The 20,911-nt window shown below is 72.2% G+C and carries 18 protein-coding genes, 4 tRNA genes and 1 other RNA gene; 13 read left to right on the forward strand and 10 right to left on the reverse strand.

What is annotated here, in order from left to right; translation table 11 throughout:
* Nucleotides 1-47: 47 nt before the first annotated feature.
* Together JL475_RS04035 and JL475_RS04040 are read right to left on the reverse strand one after the other, a co-directional pair.
* Nucleotides 48-269, reverse strand: a complete 222-nt coding sequence (locus JL475_RS04035) for a hypothetical protein (RefSeq protein ID WP_202275284.1) — start codon at nt 267-269, stop codon at nt 48-50.
* Nucleotides 270-496: 227 nt separating this feature from the next.
* A tRNA-Ser gene (locus JL475_RS04040) sits at nt 497-584 on the reverse strand.
* Nucleotides 585-656: 72 nt separating this feature from the next.
* Between JL475_RS04040 and ffs the strand changes: the two genes are divergently transcribed.
* The 6 genes from ffs (at nt 657) to JL475_RS04070 (ending at nt 9,303) form a co-directional block, all read left to right on the forward strand.
* Nucleotides 657-755, forward strand: an RNA gene (gene ffs, locus JL475_RS04045) — signal recognition particle sRNA small type.
* Nucleotides 756-826: 71 nt separating this feature from the next.
* The gene (locus JL475_RS04050; RefSeq protein WP_202275286.1) at nt 827-3,139 is read left to right on the forward strand and encodes a DNA polymerase III subunit gamma and tau; all 2,313 of its coding nucleotides are present in this window, start codon (nt 827-829) and stop codon (nt 3,137-3,139) included.
* A 182-nt stretch (nt 3,140-3,321) separates the two neighbouring features.
* Nucleotides 3,322-4,575 carry a phosphoribosylamine--glycine ligase gene (purD, locus tag JL475_RS04055; RefSeq protein WP_202275288.1) on the forward strand — a complete coding sequence of 418 codons (1,254 nt, stop codon included), beginning with the start codon at nt 3,322-3,324 and terminating at the stop codon, nt 4,573-4,575.
* 290 nt (nt 4,576-4,865) lie between these two features.
* Nucleotides 4,866-6,752 carry a hypothetical protein gene (locus tag JL475_RS04060; RefSeq protein ID WP_202275404.1) on the forward strand — a complete coding sequence of 629 codons (1,887 nt, stop codon included), beginning with the start codon at nt 4,866-4,868 and terminating at the stop codon, nt 6,750-6,752.
* A 202-nt stretch (nt 6,753-6,954) separates the two neighbouring features.
* Nucleotides 6,955-8,235: a N,N-dimethylformamidase beta subunit family domain-containing protein gene (locus tag JL475_RS04065; RefSeq protein WP_237406071.1), complete on the forward strand. Its 1,281-nt coding sequence runs from the start codon at nt 6,955-6,957 to the stop codon at nt 8,233-8,235.
* Nucleotides 8,236-8,403: 168 nt separating this feature from the next.
* On the forward strand, nt 8,404-9,303 hold the full coding sequence (locus tag JL475_RS04070; RefSeq protein ID WP_202275290.1) for a phosphoribosylaminoimidazolesuccinocarboxamide synthase: 900 nt from the start codon (nt 8,404-8,406) through the stop codon (nt 9,301-9,303).
* A 41-nt stretch (nt 9,304-9,344) separates the two neighbouring features.
* On the opposite strand, the gene JL475_RS04075 is transcribed toward JL475_RS04070, so the two are convergent.
* From JL475_RS04075 to JL475_RS04110, 8 genes are all read right to left on the reverse strand, one after another.
* A tRNA-Gly gene (locus JL475_RS04075) sits at nt 9,345-9,420 on the reverse strand.
* Nucleotides 9,421-9,443: 23 nt separating this feature from the next.
* Nucleotides 9,444-10,073, reverse strand: a complete 630-nt coding sequence (locus JL475_RS04080; RefSeq protein WP_202275291.1) for a response regulator transcription factor — start codon at nt 10,071-10,073, stop codon at nt 9,444-9,446.
* Nucleotides 10,070-11,371 (reverse strand): sensor histidine kinase, encoded by a 1,302-nt coding sequence (locus JL475_RS04085; RefSeq protein ID WP_202275293.1) that lies wholly within the window; start codon nt 11,369-11,371, stop codon nt 10,070-10,072. Before JL475_RS04085 ends, JL475_RS04080 begins: the two co-directional genes overlap by 4 nt.
* 25 nt (nt 11,372-11,396) lie before the next feature.
* Nucleotides 11,397-12,140, reverse strand: coding sequence for an ABC transporter permease (locus tag JL475_RS04090; protein WP_237406199.1), 744 nt, complete (start codon nt 12,138-12,140; stop codon nt 11,397-11,399).
* Between the two features lie 116 nt (nt 12,141-12,256).
* The gene (locus JL475_RS04095) at nt 12,257-13,243 is read right to left on the reverse strand and encodes an ABC transporter ATP-binding protein (protein ID WP_202275297.1); all 987 of its coding nucleotides are present in this window, start codon (nt 13,241-13,243) and stop codon (nt 12,257-12,259) included.
* 158 nt (nt 13,244-13,401) lie between these two features.
* Nucleotides 13,402-13,474 (reverse strand) — tRNA-Gly (locus JL475_RS04100).
* 80 nt (nt 13,475-13,554) lie between these two features.
* A tRNA-Gly gene (locus tag JL475_RS04105) sits at nt 13,555-13,626 on the reverse strand.
* A gap of 201 nt (nt 13,627-13,827) precedes the next feature.
* Complete coding sequence (locus JL475_RS04110; RefSeq protein WP_202275298.1) at nt 13,828-14,145, reverse strand: Lsr2 family protein; 318 nt, start codon at nt 14,143-14,145, stop codon at nt 13,828-13,830.
* 351 nt (nt 14,146-14,496) lie between these two features.
* Here JL475_RS04110 and purS point away from each other — a divergent pair, with 351 nt between their 5' ends.
* The 7 genes from purS to JL475_RS04145 all read left to right on the forward strand — a co-directional run bounded on the left by purS (nt 14,497) and on the right by JL475_RS04145 (nt 20,887).
* On the forward strand, nt 14,497-14,760 hold the full coding sequence (gene purS, locus JL475_RS04115; RefSeq protein ID WP_202275301.1) for a phosphoribosylformylglycinamidine synthase subunit PurS: 264 nt from the start codon (nt 14,497-14,499) through the stop codon (nt 14,758-14,760).
* Nucleotides 14,757-15,437 carry a phosphoribosylformylglycinamidine synthase subunit PurQ gene (purQ, locus tag JL475_RS04120; protein WP_202275303.1) on the forward strand — a complete coding sequence of 227 codons (681 nt, stop codon included), beginning with the start codon at nt 14,757-14,759 and terminating at the stop codon, nt 15,435-15,437. Before purS ends, purQ begins: the two co-directional genes overlap by 4 nt.
* On the forward strand, nt 15,434-17,692 hold the full coding sequence (gene purL, locus JL475_RS04125; RefSeq protein WP_202275305.1) for a phosphoribosylformylglycinamidine synthase subunit PurL: 2,259 nt from the start codon (nt 15,434-15,436) through the stop codon (nt 17,690-17,692). Before purQ ends, purL begins: the two co-directional genes overlap by 4 nt.
* 127 nt (nt 17,693-17,819) lie before the next feature.
* Entirely contained in the window at nt 17,820-18,320 is a 501-nt protein-coding gene (locus JL475_RS04130) for a helix-turn-helix transcriptional regulator (protein WP_202275307.1), read from the forward strand.
* 39 nt (nt 18,321-18,359) lie between these two features.
* Nucleotides 18,360-19,199 carry a M23 family metallopeptidase gene (locus tag JL475_RS04135; protein WP_202275309.1) on the forward strand — a complete coding sequence of 280 codons (840 nt, stop codon included), beginning with the start codon at nt 18,360-18,362 and terminating at the stop codon, nt 19,197-19,199.
* A gap of 9 nt (nt 19,200-19,208) precedes the next feature.
* Entirely contained in the window at nt 19,209-20,006 is a 798-nt protein-coding gene (locus JL475_RS04140) for a maleylpyruvate isomerase family mycothiol-dependent enzyme (RefSeq protein ID WP_202275311.1), read from the forward strand.
* Between the two features lie 104 nt (nt 20,007-20,110).
* Nucleotides 20,111-20,887 carry an META domain-containing protein gene (locus JL475_RS04145; RefSeq protein ID WP_307824966.1) on the forward strand — a complete coding sequence of 259 codons (777 nt, stop codon included), beginning with the start codon at nt 20,111-20,113 and terminating at the stop codon, nt 20,885-20,887.
* Nucleotides 20,888-20,911 lie beyond the last annotated feature (24 nt).

Below are 20,911 nucleotides of genomic sequence, written 5' to 3' on the forward strand. Positions count from 1 at the left end.
ACCGGCGAGGAAGCCGGGATTCCCCGGGCTTCCGCCCGGGGAGCCGGTCAGAGCTTGCTCATCTTGGCGTACGGGCTCGGGATCCGCTCCTGCGCCGAACCGAAATCCACGAGGGCCGCGATTCCGTCCTCGACGCCGATCACGCGGCCGAGACCGTACATGTCGTGTGTGACCTGGTCGCCCACCGCGAAGTGCTTGGGAGGCGGCGCGACCGGGGCTTTGAAGGGGCTGGTGGGCAGGATGCGCTTCGGTGCAGCTGGCTTTGTCATCCCCACCAGTATGGTCCTGTGTGCCCATGGGGCCCAGGGTGTGATCCATGCGGAAGCGTTCTCCTCGCGCCCGGTCGAGCCGCTCGCGGCGAGTCTCCTGCCGCAGCCGGTGCGGGAGGAAGCACAGCTCCGCGACCGACGCGCACGGCCGGCAGGGAGGGCTGAGCAACGTCGAAGGGCCCCACCGCGAATGGTGGGGCCCTTCGACATCGTGCCCGGTGAGGCACTGGCGGAGGATACGAGATTCGAACTCGTGAGGGGTTGCCCCCAACACGCTTTCCAAGCGTGCGCCCTAGGCCACTAGGCGAATCCTCCGGCAGGAACATTACATGACCGAGGGGAGTGCTCGCGAACTCGTTCCCTCCCCGCGACATGAGGTAGCCTTTGCGCAGCCCCTCACGTGGCGCTATCTGACTGAACTCCCCCAGGGCCGGAAGGCAGCAAGGGTAGGTCGGCTCTGGCGGGTGCGTGGGGGGCGTTCGCGTTTCCGGCCCCGCACGCGCGGGGCGTTCCGAGGGCGGGGCCCGATGTCGGCGGGCGCCTATAACCTCGTAGGTGTGTCGTCTCTCGCGCTGTACCGCCGCTATCGCCCGGAGTCGTTCGCCGAGGTCATTGGGCAGGAACATGTCACCGACCCGCTGCAGCAGGCGCTGCGGAACAACCGGGTCAATCACGCGTACCTGTTCAGCGGTCCGCGAGGCTGCGGCAAGACGACCAGTGCGCGCATCCTGGCCCGGTGCCTGAACTGCGAGAAGGGCCCCACGCCGACGCCGTGCGGCGAGTGCCGGTCCTGTCAGGACCTCGCGCGCAACGGGCCGGGCTCGATCGACGTCATCGAGATCGACGCCGCGTCCCACGGTGGTGTGGACGACGCCCGTGACCTGCGCGAGAAGGCGTTCTTCGGGCCCGCCCACAGCCGGTACAAGATCTACATCATCGACGAGGCCCACATGGTCTCCCCGCAGGGCTTCAACGCCCTGCTCAAGGTCGTCGAGGAGCCTCCGGAGCACCTGAAGTTCATCTTCGCGACCACCGAACCCGAGAAGGTCATCGGGACGATCCGGTCGCGCACGCACCACTATCCGTTCCGGCTGGTGCCGCCCGGGGTCCTCCGGGACTACCTCGGCGAGGTGTGCGACAAGGAGAGCAGCCCCGTCGAGGACGGCGTGCTGCCGCTCGTCGTGCGGGCCGGTGCCGGATCCGTGCGTGACTCCATGTCCGTCATGGACCAGTTGCTCGCCGGCGCCGGGCCCGACGGTGTGACGTACGTCATGGCCACCTCCCTGCTCGGGTACACCGACGGCTCGCTGCTCGATTCCGTGGTCGAGGCGTTCGCCACGGGGGACGGCGCGGCGGCCTTCGAGGTGGTCGACCGCGTGATCGAGGGCGGCAACGACCCCCGGCGGTTCGTCGCCGACCTGCTCGAGCGCCTGCGCGACCTGGTGATCCTCGCCGCGGTCCCGGATGCCGCCGAGAAGGGGCTCATCGACGTCCCCGCCGATGTCGTCGAGCGGATGCAGGCCCAGGCCGGTGTCTTCGGTGCCGCCGAGCTCAGCCGGGCCGCCGACCTCGTCAACGAGGGGCTCACCGAGATGCGGGGCGCCACCTCGCCCCGGCTCCAGCTCGAGCTGATCTGCGCCCGTGTGCTGCTGCCCGCCGCGTACGGCGACGAGCGGTCGGTCATGGCCCGCCTGGACCGGATCGAGCGGGGCGTGAACTTCTCGGCGGGCGGTCCCGCCGACGGCATGCCCGCCATGGGGTACGTGCCGGGGGGCGGTCTCCATGGGGGAGCCGAGGGCGCCCCGGTTCCGCCGGGGGGCGGTCCGGCCGCGGCCCGGGCCGCGGCGCGGGGGCAGGTCCCGCCCACGCCCTCGTTCCAGCCTTCGCCGGTGCAGCCTCCGGCTCCGGTGCCTTCGGTGCCTCCGGTCGCCGCGCCTCCGGCCCAGGCTCCCGTTCAGCCTCCGGCTGCGGCTTCGGTGGCTCCGCCCGCTGCGGGGCCGAGCGAGTCCGCCCCCGGTGTGCCCGCCCCGGGGGCCTGGCCCACCCCGGCCTCCGCCGGAGGCGGTCGCCGGCCCGGTGGCTGGCCCGACGCCGCGGCGGCGGGCGGCGGACGGCCCCAGGCCGCCGCTTCAGGCGCACCCGCTCCCGCTCCTGCCTCTGCGCCCCAGGCGCCCCAGGCACCCCCGGCGGGCCCCGGGCCCTCCGGGGGCGGTGGCGGCGGGCTCGATCCCCGCATGCTCTGGCCGAACATCCTCGAAGTGGTCAAGAACCGCCGTCGATTCACCTGGATCCTGCTCAGCCAGAACGCCCAGGTGACCGGTTTCGACGGTACGACCCTCCAGATCGGCTTCGTGAACTCCGGAGCGCGGGACAACTTCCTGAGCAGCGGCAGCGAGGACGTGCTGCGGCAGGCCCTGGGCGAGCAGTTCAACGTGCAGTGGAAGATCGAGGCCGTCGTCGACCCGTCCGGGGGCGGTGCGGGGGCTCCGGCCCCCGGCGGCGGCCGGAGCGGCGGGGGCGCCGCGGGTTACGGCGCCGGTGGCGACGGTGGTGGCCCGGGCGGCGGTGGCGGTGGTTACGGGGGTGCCGGCGCCGGTCAGCGCTCCGGGGCCGCCCAGCCGTCGGGCACGTCTGGTCAGTCCGGTCCGTCCGGCCCGTCGGGGTATGCCTCCACGCAGCAGGCGCCCCCCGTGCCCGCCCCGGCACCGGCGCCTCGGCCCTCCGCTCCGGAACCACCGCCCCCCGTCTCCCCCGAGGACGACGTCCCCGAGGAGGACGACCCCGACCTGGACGAGTCCGCCCTCTCCGGCAAGGAGCTGATCGTCCGGGAGCTGGGTGCGACCGTGATCGAGGAGCTCACGAACGAGTAGACCCGAACGAGCAGGCCCGAACGAGCGGACCTGAACGAGCGGACCTGAACGAGCGGACCTGAACGAGCGGACCTGAACGAGTGCAGCGGCCGGGCGGACTGGAGGAACACACGAACCCGTCCGCCCCGGTCCTTCGGAAGCCCGCACAAGGCGAACGCCGTCTGTCCCGTTAGGCTGACCCCGTGAAGGTCCTCGTCATCGGCAGCGGTGCCCGCGAACACGCCCTGTGCCGTTCTCTGTCCCTCGATCCCGACGTCACCGCGCTCCACTGCGCCCCCGGCAACGCCGGTATCGCCGAGGTGGCCGAGCTGCACCAGGTCGACGCCCTGGACGGCGCGGCCGTGTCCGCGCTGGCCGCACGGCTCGGCGTGGACCTCGTGGTGGTCGGCCCGGAGGCCCCCCTCGTCGCCGGTGTCGCGGACGCCGTGCGCGAAGCGGGCATCGCCGCCTTCGGCCCCTCCAGGGAGGCCGCGCGGCTCGAGGGCTCCAAGGCCTTCGCGAAGGACGTCATGGCGGGTGCGGGCGTGCCCACGGCACGGTCGTACGTCTGCACCACCCCCGCCGAGGCCGCCGCCGCCCTCGACGCCTTCGGCGCTCCCCACGTCGTCAAGGACGACGGGCTCGCCGCCGGCAAGGGCGTGGTCGTCACCGACGACATCGAGGTCGCCAGGGCGCACGCCGAGGCCTGCAAGCAGGTGGTCATCGAGGAGTACCTGGACGGCCCCGAGGTCTCCCTCTTCGCCGTGACCGACGGCGAGACCGTGCTGCCCCTCCAGCCCGCCCAGGACTTCAAGCGCGCGCTGGACGGCGACGCGGGTCCCAACACCGGCGGCATGGGGGCGTACTCCCCGCTGCCGTGGGCCGACCCGAAGCTGGTCGACGAGGTCACGCGGTCGGTCCTGCAGCCCACCGTCGACGAGTTGCGGCGGCGCGGCACCCCCTTCTCCGGCCTGCTCTACGCCGGTCTCGCGATCACCTCGCGCGGTGTGCGCGTGATCGAGTTCAACGCCCGGTTCGGCGACCCCGAGACGCAGGTCGTGCTGGCCCGTCTGAAGACCCCGCTGGCCGGGCTGCTGATGGCCGCCGCCACCGGCAACCTCGCCGACCTGGAGCCGCTGCGCTGGAGCGACGACGCCGCCGTCACGGTCGTCGTCGCCTCGCACAACTACCCCGGTTCCCCGCGCACCGGCGACCCGATCACCGGCCTGGACGAGGTCGCCGCCCAGGACGCCCCGCACGCGTACGTGCTGCACGCGGGGACGAAGCAGGTGGGCGACGAGATTGTCAGCGCGGGCGGCCGGGTGCTGTCCGTCACGGCGACCGGCGCGGACCTCACCGAGGCCCGCGACCGTGCCTACCACGCGGTCTCCCGTATCCGCCTCGACGGTTCCCAGCACCGCACGGACATCGCGGCGGAGGCGGCCAAGGGCGCGTGAGCCCTCACGGACACCGATGAACCCACGGGCCCCGATCCGCCTCAGGATCCGGGGCCCGAACTTTGCCGTCCGTCACTCACCTTTGCCCTGAGCCATTCCATCGAGTGACCGATATGCCATCCGGCTGACGAGGGCCGGGGCCCCAACTAGGGTGCCGCGCAAGCGTTCCGGCATGCTCCGGCACTTGGCTCACCGGCATTGCGATGTCAGTGACGGGTGCCACAGTGGGGAGTGGGCGACGCCAGGAGAGCGCCAGGACCGTCGGGAGGGGGTGAGGCAGGGGCATGAGCATGAGCGGAGGCGGCATGGGCAGGGACGCGGGTGCGCAGTCGGCGCGTTCACGGGCGCTCGCGGTGCTCCGCCTGCGCAGCAGGGCACTGGCCGTCGCCCTGCTGCCCGCGGCCGTCGCCGTGATCCTGCTCGTCGGCGGTTCCACCGGCCATTTCGTCGGCACCGGCTGGGACGTCGTCCGCTGGACGCTCACGCCGCTCGCGGTACTGGTCCTGCTCGCCGCCGCCGGAGTCGCCCTGGTCGTCGCCCGTGCCCGGCCCGCCATGAGCCCGACGGTCCCGATCGCCGAGGGGGCGGCCCCGGACCTGTACCGGATGGTGCGCGACCTCGCCGACCGGCTCGACGTTCCCGTTCCGTCCGCGATAGCGCTCACCCCGGACTGCGACAGCTGGCTGGAGGACCGCACCCACCCGGCGCACGGCCCCCCTCCCGTCGAGGAACACGGCGACACAGTGGGCTCGGGCCGGCCTCCGCACCGTCGGACGACCGTCGCCGCGCCCGTGCTGGTGATCGGCTCCCCGTTCCTGTGGTGGATGCGTGTCGGCGAGTTGCGCGCGGTCCTCGCCCCGGTCGTCGCCGGCACGGGGCCCTCGGCGCACCCGGACATAGCCGCCGCCCGGCGTTTCGTCCGGGGTCTCGACGCGGCGGTGGCCGTGACCTCGGAGCCTCGGCGCGGGCCGGTGTTCCGGGCGGTGTTCACGGGCGTCGGCTGGGTCGTGCGGTCGTTGTTGCGCGGCTGCCGGGTGCACACCGCCGAGATGGAGCGCGGGGTCGCCGCGGCGGCGGCCGACCGCGCCCAGGCCGTGGATTACGGGCTGAGGATCGTCGCCCAGGAACAGGTGGGACTGGCGTACGCGGGCTGGGACCGGCTGCTCACCCGGGTGGCGCTGCCCGCCTGGCGGATGGGCCGCTGGCCCTCACGGCTCAACGCCGGGGTGGTGGCCGCGCTCACCGAGCTGTCCCGCCGGGACCGGCTGGCCGAGGGGTTCGCCTCCCGCCTCGGTGAGCGTCCCGCCTGCGACCTGCTCGAAGAGCCCGGTGCGGTGGACGAGGCCACCTCCCTCCTCGCCGCCCGCCTCTTCCACGGCGGTCCCGCCGGGAGCGGGCCCGAGTGGTCGCCGGTCCGCTGGGGTGACTACCCGGAGGAGGTCGTCGACCGCAAATGGCGCACGGACGCGGCCCGGCTCCACCGCGTTCTGGACGCCCTCGGCGTACGCCCCGCCGACGGTGGGGAGGGCCTGGGCTCCGACGGCCCGACCCTCTCCCGCGTCCTCGACCACCTGACGGACCCGATGCCGGCCCCGCGCGCGGAACCGCCCGTGCACACGGGACCGGGAAACGCCGACGCCGACGCCGGCCGCCCTGACGACCCCGACGACGAGGACCTCGCCGGAACCACCCCGCGCAGTGCCGCCCTGGCCGCCCGGATCAGCGCCGAAGTGGCCCGCGAGGGCGCCGCGGCCACCGAGCGGGCCGCGTCCATACCCGCGTCCATACCCGCGTCCATACCCGCGTCCATACCCGCGTCCACATCCGGACCGGCCTCGGCCGAGAGCGCCCCGACCGCTCCCCCCGCACCGGTCGACCCCGCTTCCCTCTGGGACGACAGGGCGCTGCCCCTGCTCCCCCTCCAGCCCCCGCGCACCGGCCGCGAACTGCTCGCCGACCACATCATGGCGATGGTCTGCTGCGCGGCCATGGACACCGCGGGCGCGGCACCCGGGCTCGACTGGCTCGACGGCCCGGCCCTCCTCATCGGCGGCGTCCGTGTCACGGACCTCCCCGCCCAGGTCATGACGCTGATCGAGAACGGCGATCCCGTGGCCCTGCGCCTGTGGCTGACCCGGCAGGGCATACGCCCGGAGAAGCCCGTACGGCTCGTCTGAGCCGGTCTCCCCGCAACTCCCGCCCCATCACCCGGAGTTTCGTCTTCCGCTTTTGACCGGTTCGCGACGAAGGGTGACGGAATGCGTTCCCCATGTGATGTGCTTGGCCTGTTCGTGCTCCGTGACCAGGGCTTGCGACACACGACAAGCGCATTGCCGACCGCCGACGACGGGGCCGACGGGGCCGGGGAGGGGAGCGACCATGGGGCCGGAGCAGGGCCGCCGCCGGATCGAGGGGTTCGGTTCCACCGGCGGGGTGGCACCCGGAGGGACGATCGACTTCCACGTCTCCGTCGACCCGCCCCAGGAGTTCGGCGTCGACGTCCACCGGGTCGGCCACTACGACGGGCGGCGCACCGCCCGGATCGCGTCCGGTCCCCGCCTGACCGGCATCGCGCAACCGCCGCCGCTCACCGCCGACCGTACGGTCTCCTGCCACCACTGGTGGCTGTCCTGGAGGCTGCGGGTCCCGTCGGACTGGAGCGTCGGCGCCTATGTGGCCGTCCTGACCACCGCCGACGGCCGCCACCGCTCCCACATCCCCTTCACGGTGCGCGACGACCGCCCGGCGGACCTGCTCCTGGTGCTGCCCGACATCACCTGGCAGGCCCACAACCGCTACCCGTGGGACGAGGACGGGCAGCCGCTCGACGAGGCCGACGCGGCGGCGACCACCGTCTCCTTCGACCGCCCTTACGCGGGCACCGGCCTGCCGCCGTACGCCGGTCACACCTACGACGTCATCCGCTGGGCCGAACGCTACGGCTACGACCTCGCCTACGCCGACGCCGGCGACCTGCACGCCGGCCGGGTCGATCCCACCCGCTACCGGGGGATGGTCTTCCCCGGCCCCGACGTGTACTGGTCCCAGGCCATGCGCGGCACCGTGGAACACGCCCGCGAGTACGGCACCTCCCTCGTCTTCCTCTCCGCCCGCACGATGTACGGGCAGGTGGAGCTCGCCCCCTCCCCGTCCGGCGCACCCGACCGTCTGCTGACCCGCCGCAGACGCCGGGCCCCGGAACGCCGAGCGCCGGAACGCAGGACTCCGGGCAGATTGTCACTGTGGCGGGAGACGGACCGTGCGGAGCAGCAGCTGCTCGGCATCCAGTACGCCGGTCAGGTCCCCGCACCGCACCCGCTGATCGTGCGCAACGCCGACCACTGGCTGTGGGAGGGCACGGGGGCGTCCGAGGGCGACGGGATCGAGGGGCTGGTCGCGGTCGGGGCCGACCGTTACTTCCCGCGCACCCCGCTGCCCGAGCACGAGGAGCGGGTCCTGCTCGCGCACTCCCCGTACACCGACCGGGCGGACGGCAGACGGCACCAGGAGACCTCCCTCTACCGGGCGCCCTCCGGTGCGTGGGTCTTCGCGTCGGGGACGCACGCCTGGTCCCCGGCCCTGGACGGTCCCGGCCGGAGCGACCCCCGCATCCAGCGCGCCACGGCCAACCTCCTCGACCGCATCTGCAAACACGCCTGACCTGACCGGCTCCGGCTCCGTGGCCCCCCGCGGCTGCCCCCGAGCGGCGGGGGCGGCTGTTCGTACGGGACAATTGGCGTCACTGTCCCGCCGTCTCCCACCGCCACCCTGCGCGAGCGGAGCGAGCCCCGCGGGGTGTCCTGCTGTTCCGAGCCACGCGGAGGAACCGTGTCCGGATTCGTCGAGAAGCCCGAGCCGATCCAGGTTCCGGGCCTGGTGCATCTGCACACCGGAAAGGTGCGCGAGCTGTACCGGAACGAGGCCGGCGACCTCGTCATGGTCGCCAGTGACCGCATCTCCGCCTACGACTGGGTGCTGCCGACCGAGATCCCGGACAAGGGCAGGGTCCTCACCCAGCTCTCCCTCTGGTGGTTCGACCAGCTCGCCGACCTGGTCCCGCACCACGTCCTGAGCACCGAACTCCCCGCGGGCGCCCCCGCCGACTGGGCGGGCCGCACGCTCGTCTGCAAGTCGCTGCGGATGGCCCCCGTGGAGTGCGTGGCCCGTGGCTACCTCACCGGTTCGGGGCTCGCCGAGTACCGGGAGTCCCGTACGGTCTGCGGCCTCGCCCTGCCCGAGGGCCTGGTGGACGGATCGGAACTGCCGGCCCCGATCTTCACCCCGGCCACCAAGGCCGCCGTCGGCGAGCACGACGAGAACGTCTCCTACGAGGAGGTCGCCCGCCAGATCGGCGCCGATGTCGCGGCGCAGCTGCGGCAGGCCACCCTCGCCGCGTACACCCGCGCCCGGGACATCGCCCGCGACCGGGGGATCATCCTCGCGGACACCAAGTTCGAGTTCGGCTTCGACGGCGACACCCTGGTCGTCGCGGACGAGGTGCTCACCCCGGACTCCTCCCGCTTCTGGCCGGTCGATCAGTGGGAGCCGGGCCACGCGCAGCCGTCGTACGACAAGCAGTACGTGCGGGACTGGCTGACCTCCGCCGAGTCGGGCTGGGACCGCGCGAGCGAGCAGCCCCCGCCGGCGCTGCCGCAGCGCGTCGTCGACGCGACCCGGGCGAAGTACGTGGAGGCGTACGAGCGTCTGACCGGCATGAGCTGGAGCTGAGGGAACGGCGAAGGCCCCGGTCGATGACCGGGGCCTCGGTGTGGAGCGGACGACGAGGTTCGAACTCGCGACCTCAACCTTGGCAAGGTTGCGCTCTACCAGCTGAGCTACGTCCGCGTTGCGCCGTGGCGCGAGGCCAACTATACCCAACCTCGCTCGCGGGCGAGGCGTACCGCGGCATGACGGTTTTCCGCACCGAGTTTCGACGCGGCCGACGACAGGTAGTTGCGCACGGTTCCCTGGGACAGCGCGGCCCGCTCCGCGATCTCCGCCACGGGCGCCCCGTCGGCCGCGAGTTCCAGCACCTCGGCCTCGCGCGCGGTCAGCGGCGAGTCGCCCGCGGCGATCGCGTCGGCGGCCAACTCGGGATCCACGTAACGGTTTCCCGCGTGCACCGCGCGGATGATCTCCGCGAGGCGCTGTGCGCTGACGGTCTTGGGGACGAAGCCGCGCACACCCGCCGCGAGCGCCCGCTTCAGGTGTCCGGGCCGCCCGTGGCTGGTCACGATCAGCACCCGGCAGCCGGGGAGTTCCGCCCGCAGCGATGTGGCGACGTTCACGCCGTCGGCGCCGGGCATCTGCAGATCCAGTACGGCGACGTCGGGGGCGTGCGCCCGTGCCATCGCCAGCGCCTCCGGACCGGAGGCCGCCTCGGCGACGACCAGGAGGTCGTCCTCCAGGGACAGCAGTGCGGCGAGCGCGCCCCGGATCAGATGCTCGTCGTCGGCGAGCAGCAGCCGGACGGGGTGCGCGGGCCGGGGTGTCGTCACGGCATGACCTCGCTCACGTTCGTGCGGGGCGCGGGCGACGCGGTGGACTCCCCCGAGGGGGACGCTCCGGAACCGGCGGCCGACGGCAACGGGACCTCGGCCGTCAGCAGGAACCGCCCGTCCCCGGTCGGGCCGGCCCGCAGGGTCCCGCCGATCTCGGCCAGCCGCTCACGCAGCCCGACCAGCCCGGTCCCCCGGCCCGAGCCGCCGTTCTCCGGCACACCGTCGTTCTCCACCGTCAGCACCGTCCGCACCGTCTGCCCCTTCAGTACCCGTATCCCCACCACGCACCGCCGTGCGTCCCCGTGCCGCAGCACGTTGGTCACCGCTTCCCGTACGACCCAGCCCAGCGCGGACTGCACCTGTGCCGGGAGCCCGGTCGTCGAACCGGTGACCGTGCAGTCGATGCCGGCCGCGTCCAGGACGCCCCTGGCGCCCGCGAGTTCGCTGCCCAGGTCGGCCTCCCGGTAGCCGCGGACGACCTCGCGCACCTCCCGCTGCGCCTCGTGCGCCAGCCGCTGCACCTCGACCATCTGCGTCACCGCCTCCGGCCGCTCCCGCTGGGCCAGTTGGACGGCCAGTTCGCTCTTCAGCGCGATCACGGCGAGGTTGCGGCCCATGACGTCGTGCAGATCCCGCCCGAACCGCAGCCGCTCCTCCGCGACGGCGAGCCGGGTACGGGTCTCCCGGGCCTCATCGAGTTCGTACACGGCTTTGAGCAGCCAGACGGAGAAGACCGAGGTGAAGGCGATGAACCCGCCGCCGAGCAGCATCCCCACCGCGAAGAGCAGCGCGGCCGGGGCGGGCATGCCGAAGGGCAGTGACACCAGTCCCGTGCCCACCGCGAAGCCCGCCACCCAGCCGAACACCCGCGGCCGGCTGCGCACCCCGAGCGCGACGATCCCGACGCCGAAGCACGGGACGAACATCAGGATCCCGGCGACCGCTTCGACGACGTCGCGGCTCGCCGGCCCGTGCTCGGCGGTCGCCACGGCCGCCACCGTGACGACCGCGGAGACGGCACCGAGCGCCCACAGCAGCCGGAGCGGCTGCTCCCGCTGCCCGCGCACCCAGTCCAGTGCCCGCGAGGCGGTCACGGTGCACAGCGCGCAGTGCACGGCGATCATGAGCAGCAGTGGAGCGGCGAGCCTCGGCCCGAGGTGCCCGAACCGTCCGATCACCGGTCCGCCGGCCGCCACGAACTCGACCAGGGCGAAGGAGTGGAACGACCACCGGGTGTACGTCTCCACCTTGGCCGGGGTGCTCTTGCTCCCCCACCAGCCGCCCGGCCTGCTCATGTCCCCGCCTCCCGCCGTCGGCACGTCAGCGTCTCGGTTCCCAGCGGAACCACCGGCGGACGGCGAACCCGGACAGCAGCGCCCAGGCCGCGCCGGTCGCCACGGCGAGCAGTGTCTCGGAGCCCGACAGGTTGCCGGTGAAGCCACCGCGCAGCAGGGTCATGACGGGGGTGAGGGGCAGCAGTTCGCAGAAGGAGGCCAGCCGGTCGGGCAGCACCTCCAGCGGGACCATCATCCCGGAGCCGAGCATCGACACCAGGAGCACCGGCATCGCGGTGACCTGCGCGCTCTCGGTGGTCCGGGTGAAGCCGGCGGTGACGGCGGCGAGCGTCGCGCACAGTCCCAGGCCCAGCAGCAGCCCCAGCACGGACAGATGGACGGCCTGCGGCGCGGCCACGTCCAGGAGCAGTGCGCAGCCCACGGCCAGCAGCAGCGACTGCACCAGCCCGGTGACGACGGCCGGGAGCGAGACCCCGCACAGGATCTCGGCGTCCCGCAGCTCCCCGGTGCGCAGCCGCTTCAGCACCAGTTCCTCGCGCCGGGTGACGAAGACGCCGACGAGCGCCGTGTAGACGGCGAACAGCAGGGAGAAGCCGATCGCGCCGGGCAGGATCACCGCGCCGATACTGAGACCCACCTCGTCGAGGTCCATCCCGTCGGCCGCCGAGTACAGGCTGAGCGGAAGCACCAGCGGCACGAAGAGCGCGGCGAAGAGCGTGCCCTTGCTGCGTCCGAACAGCGTCAACTCGGCTCGGGCGAGGGCCCGCATGCGGCTCACGGGGGTGCTGACCGCGGTGTTCCCGCCGCTCGCGGCCTCGGCCGTCCCCCCGGTCGACCCCTTGGTCGTGTCCCCGGTCGACTCCTTGGTCGTGCTGACCGTCCCGCTCATGCCGCGTACTCCTTTTCCGTGGTGGTGCTCTCCCCCTGCTCGAGGGTCTCGCGCGCGGAGGCTTCCCGGGCTATGCCCAGGAACGCCTCCTCCAGCGACGCCGAGCGCACATCCAGTCCCTTCAGTTCCACACCGGCGCGCTCCGCCCACACCAGCAGGCCCGTGGCCGCCCGTTGCAGCTCACGGGTGTGCAGCCGGATGATCCGTCCGTCCAGTTCGTGCCCGGTCACGCCCAGGTCGTCGAGCGGCGGCAGGTCACCGGGGAAGTAGCCGTGGGGCAGTTCGAAGGTGATCCGCGACGGCTGCGCGGCGGTCACCTCGGCGGGGGTGCCGGTGGTGGCGATGCGCCCCTTGTGCATGATCGCGAGGCGGTCGGCCAGCGCCTCGGCCTCCTCGAGGTAGTGGGTGGTCAGCAGCACGGTCGTGCCGTTGTCGCGCAGGGCCCGCACCAGGCGCCAGGTGTCGCGGCGCCCTTCGGCGTCCAGGCCGGTCGTCGGCTCGTCGAGGAACAGCACCTCGGGGTCGCCGAGCAGCGCGAGGGCCAGGTCGAGGCGGCGCCGCTCACCCCCGGACAACTGCTTGACCCGTACGTCGTCCTTCCCGGCCAGTCCGACCAGCGCCAGCACCTCCTGCGGGGGACGGGCCCCGCTGACGGAGCCGGCCCACATCCGCGCGGTCTCCATGACGGTCAGGTCGGAGGGGAAGCCGCCCTCCTGGAGCATCACACCGGTGCGAGGCCGTACCACGGCGCGGTCGGTGTACGGATCGTGACCGAAGATCCTGACCCGTCCGCCGGTCGGCGCCGCGAGACCCTCCAGCAGTTCGACGGTGGAGGTCTTGCCCGCGCCGTTGGTGCCCAGCAGCGCGAAGACCTCCCCGCGCCGCACGGAGAAGCCGATCCCGCGTACGGCCTCGAACCCGCCCCCGTACACACGGCGCAGGTCAGTGACCTCGATCACGTGTTCATGTTCGTTTCCTCGCATGCCTTGATCATTCAGGATCGATCGGACGGGCGGCCGTGCGGGCTGTCACCACTGGGCGTGACAAATGTCAGAACGGCGCCGGCCGTCCCGCACGGGCACCGAGAGGAGCACGGCAACCCGAAAAGACCCCGGTCCGATGGACCGGGGTCTGATTCCCGAGCGGACGACGAGGTTCGAACTCGCGACCTCAACCTTGGCAAGGTTGCGCTCTACCAGCTGAGCTACGTCCGCATTGCCCCCGACCGGCTTTCACCGGTCGGTGCGAGCACCAGCCTACCTGATCGAATGCATTGATCGGTACGACTACGCAGAGCGGGTGACAGGAATTGCACACTGCGCCTTCCCCCTGGAAGGGGGATGTTCTACTACTGAACTACACCCGCATGTACTCCGTGAGCTGGGCTTTTCGGCCTGGCCTCGCGGCGTGCTCCAGACTCTAGCTGATCAACGGGGGTGTTGTGCAAGTCGGCTGCCCCGGGGGCCGGACGGCCGGAGCTCGGGGACCGGGGGCCGGACGGCCGGGGCGCACCCCGCCGCACCGCGCGCCCCGTCGCATCCGCCCCGTCACACCCGCCGCGCCCGCCTCACCGCGCCGCGGCGAACGCCTCGTAGATCCGCTTGGGGATCCGCCCGCGCGCGGGGACGTCCATCCGGTTCGACAGCGCCCAGGCGCGCACGGCCGCCGGATCGGGGGCGACCTCCGTCTGCCGGTACGCCCGGCCCGAGCGGGAGCGCTTGCGGCCGGCCTGCACATAGGGCGCGAGCGCCTTCCGCAGGCCGTCGGCGTTGGCTTCGTTCAGATCGATCTCGTACGACTTGCCGTCGAGTCCGAAGGCGATCGTTTCCGCCGCTTCCGAGCCGTCGATGTCGTCAAAGAGAGTGACCACGACCTTCTGCGCCACGAATAATCGGTCCCTTCGTGCGACGCCTCTGTGCCGACGTCGGTGATGACGCCCCGGGTGTCGCGGAGATGTCGGCGTCCGCCTGTAAACGGGCAAACCATCTGCTAATGACAATTCATTTGTACAGTGCTCGGCAATGCATTGTGAAGCTCGACTAAATCTGCCCGCGTGTCCGGGGCGCAATAGCGATACGTGACGGATCGCGGATCTTTCCCGGATCTTTTCCCTGGCTCCTCCCCGCGGCGCCGAATCGTGATCGGGGTCACGTAGATTCCTCCAACTCTACTCGCGTAGAAATTTTGTGCGGGTAGTCTGAAGGGACCTGCTCAGCACCACACACCGGGAGTGCCAGTGGCACGCGTCGTAGTCGACGTCATGCTCAAGCCGGAGATCCTCGACCCCCAGGGCCAGGCGGTGCAGCGCGCACTGCCGCGGCTGGGTTTCGAGGGGATCTCGGACGTCCGTCAGGGAAAGCGATTCGAACTGGAAGTTGACGGGCCGGTCGACGAGGCCGCGCTCGCCCGCATTCATGATCTTGCGGAATCCTTCCTCGCCAACACCGTGATCGAGGACTTCACCGTCAGGGTCGAGGAAGTCTCGGAGGCCGTGAAGTGACCGCTCGTATTGGCGTCGTCACTTTCCCCGGCAGCCTCGACGACCGGGACTCGCAGCGCGCGATCCGGCTCGCGGGCGCCGAGCCCGTGGCGCTCTGGCACAAGGACAAGGACCTCAAGCAGGTCGACGCGGTCGTGCTGTGCGGCGGATTCTCCTACGGCGACTACCTGCGCGCCGGGGCCATCGCCCGTTTCTCGCCGGTGATGGACACCGTCATCGAGCAGGCGAAGGCGGGACTGCCGGTCCTCGGCATCTGCAACGGCTTCCAGATCCTCACCGAGGCGCACCTGCTCCCCGGCGGCATGCTGGGCAACGACCACCTGCACTTCATCTGCCGTGACCAGAAGCTGCGGGTGGAGAACGCGGAGACCTCCTGGACCACCGACTACACGGCCGGCCAGGAGATCCACATCCCGCTGAAGAACATGGACGGCCGCTACGTCGCCGACCAGTACACGCTGGACGAGCTGGAGGCCGAGGGCCGCGTCGCCTTCCGGTACCTCGACTTCAACCCCAACGGCTCGCTCAACGACATCGCCGGCATCACCAACGCGGCGGGCAACGTCGTCGGTCTGATGCCGCACCCCGAGCACGCCGTCGAGTCACTGATCGGCACCGGCCGCACCGACGGCCTCCCGTTCTTCACCTCGATCCTCAAGAAGCTGGTCAACGCATGAGCCGGACGCCTCTGGACACGGTCGAGCACGCGGCCGAGACCCCCGACGTCGAGCTGCCCTGGGCCGAACTCGGCCTCAAGAAGGACGAGTACGAGCGGGTGGTGGAGATCCTCGGCCGCCGCCCGACCGGCGCCGAGCTCGCCATGTACTCGGTGATGTGGTCCGAGCACTGCTCGTACAAGTCCTCCAAGGTCCACCTCCGCCAGTTCGGCGAGAAGGCCCCCGAGTCCGACGCGATGCTCGTCGGCATCGGTGAGAACGCCGGGGTCGTCGACGTCGGCCAGGGCTACGCGGTCACCTTCAAGGTCGAGTCGCACAACCACCCGTCGTACGTCGAGCCCTACCAGGGCGCGGCCACCGGCGTGGGCGGCATCGTCCGCGACATCATCGCGATGGGCGCCCGCCCGGTCGCCGTCGTGGACCCGCTGCGCTTCGGCGCCGCCGACCACCCCGACACCAAGCGCGTCCTGCCCGGCGTCGTCGCCGGCATCGGCGGCTACGGCAACTGCCTCGGCCTGCCCAACATCGGCGGCGAGGTCGTCTTCGACGCCTGCTACCAGGGCAACCCGCTGGTCAACGCCGGTGCCATCGGCGTCATGCGGCACGAGGACATCCACCTCGCCAAGGCCTCCGGGCCCGGCAACAAGGTCATCCTGTACGGCGCCAGGACCGGCGGCGACGGCATCGGCGGCGCCTCCATCCTCGCCTCCGAGACCTTCGACGACGCCAAGCCGTCGAAGCGCCCGGCGGTCCAGGTCGGCGACCCCTTCCAGGAGAAGCTCCTCATCGAGTGCACCCTGGAGGCCTTCAAGGAGAAGCTGGTCGTCGGCATCCAGGACCTCGGCGCGGCCGGCCTGTCCTGCGCCACGTCCGAGCTGGCCTCCAACGGCTCCGGCGGCATGCGCGTCGTCCTCGACGACGTACCGCTGCGCGACTCCACGCTCTCGCCCGAGGAGATCCTCATGAGCGAGTCGCAGGAGCGCATGTGCGCGGTCGTCGAGCCGGAGAAGGTCGACCGCTTCCTCGAGATCTGCGAGAAGTGGGACGTCATCGCCACCGTCATCGGTGAGGTGACCGACGGCGACCGCCTGGAGATCTTCTGGCACGGCGGCAAGATCGTCGACGTCGACCCGCGCACCGTCGCCCACGACGGCCCGGTCTACGAGCGCCCCTACGCCCGCCCCGACTGGCAGGACGCGCTCCAGGCCGACGACGCGAACAAGCTGCCCCGGCCGCAGACGTCCGACGAGCTGAAGGACCAGGTCCTGAAGCTGGTGGGCTCGCCCAACCAGGCCTCCAAGGAGTGGATCACCCGGCAGTACGACCACTTCGTGCAGGGCAACACGGTCCTCGCCCAGCCCGAGGACTCCGGCATGATCCGCGTCGACGAGCAGACCGGCCTCGGCGTCGCCATCGCCACCGACGGCAACGGCCGGTACGCCAAGCTCGACCCGTACACGGGGGCGCAGCTGGCCCTGGCGGAGGCCTACCGCAACGTGGCGACGACCGGTGCCAAGCCGCTCGCCGTCTCCGACTGCCTGAACTTCGGCTCGCCGGAGGACCCCGCGGTCATGTGGCAGTTCGCGGAGGCCGTGCGCGGTCTGGCCGACGGCTGCCTGCAGCTCGGCACCCCGGTCACCGGCGGCAACGTCTCGCTCTACAACCAGACCGGCGAGGCCGCCATCCACCCGACCCCGGTGGTCGCGGTCCTCGGCGTCATCGACGACGTGGCGCGGCGCACGCCGGTCGCCTTCCAGGAGGAGGGCCAGTTGATCTACCTCCTCGGCGACACCCGTGAGGAGTTCGGCGGCTCGGCCTGGTCCCAGGTCGTCCACGACCACCTCGGCGGCCTGCCGCCCGAGGTCGACCTGGAGCGCGAGCGCCTCCTCGGCGAGATCCTGATCTCCGCCTCCCGCGACGGCATGATCGACTCCGCGCACGACCTGTCCGACGGCGGTCTGATCCAGGCCGTGGTCGAGTCGGCGCTACTCGGCGGCAAGGGCGCGCGTCTGGTCGTACCGGACGGGCTCGACGCGTTCACCTTCCTGTTCTCCGAGTCGGCCGGCCGCGCGATCGTCGCCGTACCGCGTTCGGAGGAGGTGCGCTTCACCGACATGTGCGGCGTACGCGGCCTCCCGGCGACCCGCATCGGGGTCGTCGACGGGGACACGGTGGACCTCCAGGGCGAGTTCGCGCTCACCCTCGAGGAACTGCGCACGGTCCACGAGGAGACGATCCCGGCCCTGCTGGCCTGATCTTCGGCCTGCGCCGTTCAGGTTTCCCGTACGAAGCCCCCGCCCGGTCCACCGGTCGGGGGCTTCGTCGTTCGCGGAGGCCGCCCGAGGCTTGCACGGAATTACGTAGTTACGTAATGTCGAAGTCGTGGAACTCGAAGAGCGCGTCGTCGACCTCGAACGCCGGTTGACGGAACTGGAGGCGGAGCGCCGCAGCGCACCCCGCCTGGGCGAGGGCGACTTCTGGGCCCTGGACGGCCTGAAGAGCCGGCTGGCCGAGCTGGCGGCGGCCGACGGAGGGGTGCTGTTCACCGGCGCGGTCCGGCTGCCGACCGGCGAGCAGTACGAGTGGCAGCACGGCGCGCTCACCGAGGGACTGCTGAACGACGACTGGCCCGCGACCGCCGAGTCGCTCGCCGCCCTCGGTCACCCGGTGCGGCTGCGGCTGCTCCGCGAGATCCTCGGCGGCCGCCGCACCGCCGCCGAACTCGCCGAGCTGGACGGGGTCGGCACGACCGGCCAGATCTACCACCACCTGCGCCAGCTCACCGGCGCCGGCTGGCTCCGCACCACCGGCCGGGGCCGCCACGAGGTACCGGCGGGCCGGGTCGTACCGCTGCTGGTGCTGCTGTCCGCGGCGCGGCCCTGACCGGGCCGGTGCCCGCACCCACGACGAGCAGGGGGAACCATGACCGCACGCAAGCTCGCCATGATCACCTTCCGGGGGCTGCAACTGGGCTTCATCGCCCTGGTGACCGCCCACATCTGCCTCGGCTGGGACTACCCGGCCTTGTGGAACCTGCTGCCGCTGGTCCTGGCCTACCTCCTGATCACCGTGGTCAACCGGTGGGGCGGCGGCGCCCCGGACCATCCGCGCCTCGCGCGGGAACCGGTCGAGGTCGACCCGCCCGTGACCGGCCGCTGGTCCGCGCTGAACAGCCCCGCCGACCGCACCCCGAGCCACGGCACCCACGCCTACGGCCAGACGTACGCCATCGACATCGTCGCCGAACCCGAGCCGGGCGCCCGTCCCGCGTTCTCCGCACTGTGGCCGCTCGCCCGCCGCCCCGACGCCTTCCCCGCGTTCGGCGCTCCCCTGCGCGCGGTCGCCGACGCCACGGTCGTCCGCGTGTCCGACGGGCAGCGCGACCACCTCAGCCGCGCCTCGCTGCCCGGACTGCTGTACCTGATGCTCGTCGAGGGCCCGGTGCGGGAGATGAGCGGGGTCCACCGGATCGTCGGCAACCACCTGGTGCTCGACCTCGGCGACGGAACGTACGCCGCTTACGCGCACGTGCGGCGCGGCTCGTTCACCGTCCGCGAGGGCGACCGGGTGCGGGCCGGACAGGTGCTCGCCCGCTGCGGCAACTCGGGCAACTCCTCGGAGCCGCACCTGCACTTCCAGCTGATGGACGGCCCCGACCCGGACACCGCGCGGGGTGTCCCGTTCACCTGGCGCGGCATCGGCGTCCCCCGGGGCGGCGAGGCGTTCGAGGTGCCCGCGCCGGCCTCGCAGCGCACCTCCTAGGCTGCCCCCATGCCCCCGGCCAAGAAGCGCACCCGCTCCTACGACCCCGCCAAGACCCGCACCGCCGTCCTGGCCCAGTTCGGGAACGTACGGCAGGCGGTGCGCACCCTGGACGCGCGGCACCTCGCCCTGCCCACCCGCCTCGGCGACTGGACCGTACGGGACCTGCTCGCGCACCTCGCCCTGGCCGTCGGGAGCGTCAGCCGGGCCCTGGAGCGGGACGAACCGGCGAAGCCCGGGCTGGCGCTGCTGGACTACCCCGCCGCGACCGCCGCCCACGCCGGTGCCGTGGCCGAGGGCTCCCGGGCGCTCGCCGAGGCGACCCCCGACCTGGACGCCCTGCTCACCCGCACCGCGGAGGACCTGGCCCGGGACCTCGACGCCGCCCCGCCCACCCGTGTGCTCGCCCTGCGCTCCGGGGCCATGAACCTCACCGACTACCTGGTCACCCGCACCGTCGAGCTCGTCGTCCACGCCGACGACCTGGGCGCCGCCGTGCCCGGCCTCGACGTCCCCCACGACCGCCAGGCCCTCGCCGCCTGCACCCGGCTGCTGGCCGACACGCTGGCGGCGAAGGCGCCCGGCGGCTCGACGGAGGTGCGCGTCCCGCCGTACGCGGTCGTGCAGTGCGTGGCGGGGCCGCGGCACACCCGAGGCACCCCGCCCAACGTCGTCGAGACCGACCCGCTGACCTGGATCCGGCTGGCCACCGGGCGCACGGCCTGGCAGGACGCGGTGGCCGCCGCCGAGGTGAGCGCGAGCGGGGAGCGGGCGGACCTCGGACCGTACCTGCCGCTGATGACATGAGGCGACGGCGGTCGACGTGAGGGGAACCGGAAGCGCCCCGCCTCCGTCGAAGCGGCATGTACACACAGAGGAGCAACCGGTGCGAACGGCGCACCGTCCTCGCGGTGGCCGCTGCCGTCCTCTCCGTCCCCTTCATGGCGGCCTGCGGCAGTGAGCAGGCGGGAGCGGGCGCCGGGCGGGCGAGTGCGGGCAGTGCCACGGCCGGCACGGCGGAGCAGCCCCTCACCGGCATCCGCTGGAACGTCGACAGCGTCACCGTGGACGGCACCACCCACCGCGCCACCTCCGACGCGTACATGATCCTGATCGAGGGCGGCGGGGTCGAGGGCAGTCACGGCTGCAACAGCTTCCGGGGCGACACCGTCCTCGAGGGCGACCGTGTCCGGCTCGACGGCCTCGAGAGCACCGCCGTCGCCTGCGACGGACCGGCCAGGGAATTCGATCACGCACTCCTGAACGCGTTCACCGGCGGGAGTCCCCGGGTCGAGGTGAGGGACGGCCGCCTCACCCTCACCTCCGAGGAGGGCGCCACCGTCCGCTTCAGCGAGGGCGGCGAGGACACCCCGCTGTACGGCACGAAGTGGAAGATCGTCTCCCCCGACTCCGCGGGCCGTGCCCACCTCACCTTCGACGAGCAGGAGGGCACCGTCTCCGGAAGCCTCGGCTGCAACAAGGTGAACGCCGACGCCACCGTCCGCGACGGCCATATCACCGTCGGCACGCCCAGCACGACCCGAATGGTGTGCGAAGACTCACTCATGAAGGCCGAGAAGGCGCTGCTGAAGCTTTTCGACACCACGCTCGACTATCGGGTCGATCACCGGAGCATGACGCTGACCAGCGCAAACGGAAGGACTGTCCACGCGTTCGCCGCCGAGTGAGCCATGGCCGAGACCCCGTCCCCA

Source organism: Streptomyces sp. M2CJ-2, assembly GCF_016757295.1.
Lineage (GTDB): Bacteria > Actinomycetota > Actinomycetes > Streptomycetales > Streptomycetaceae > Streptomyces.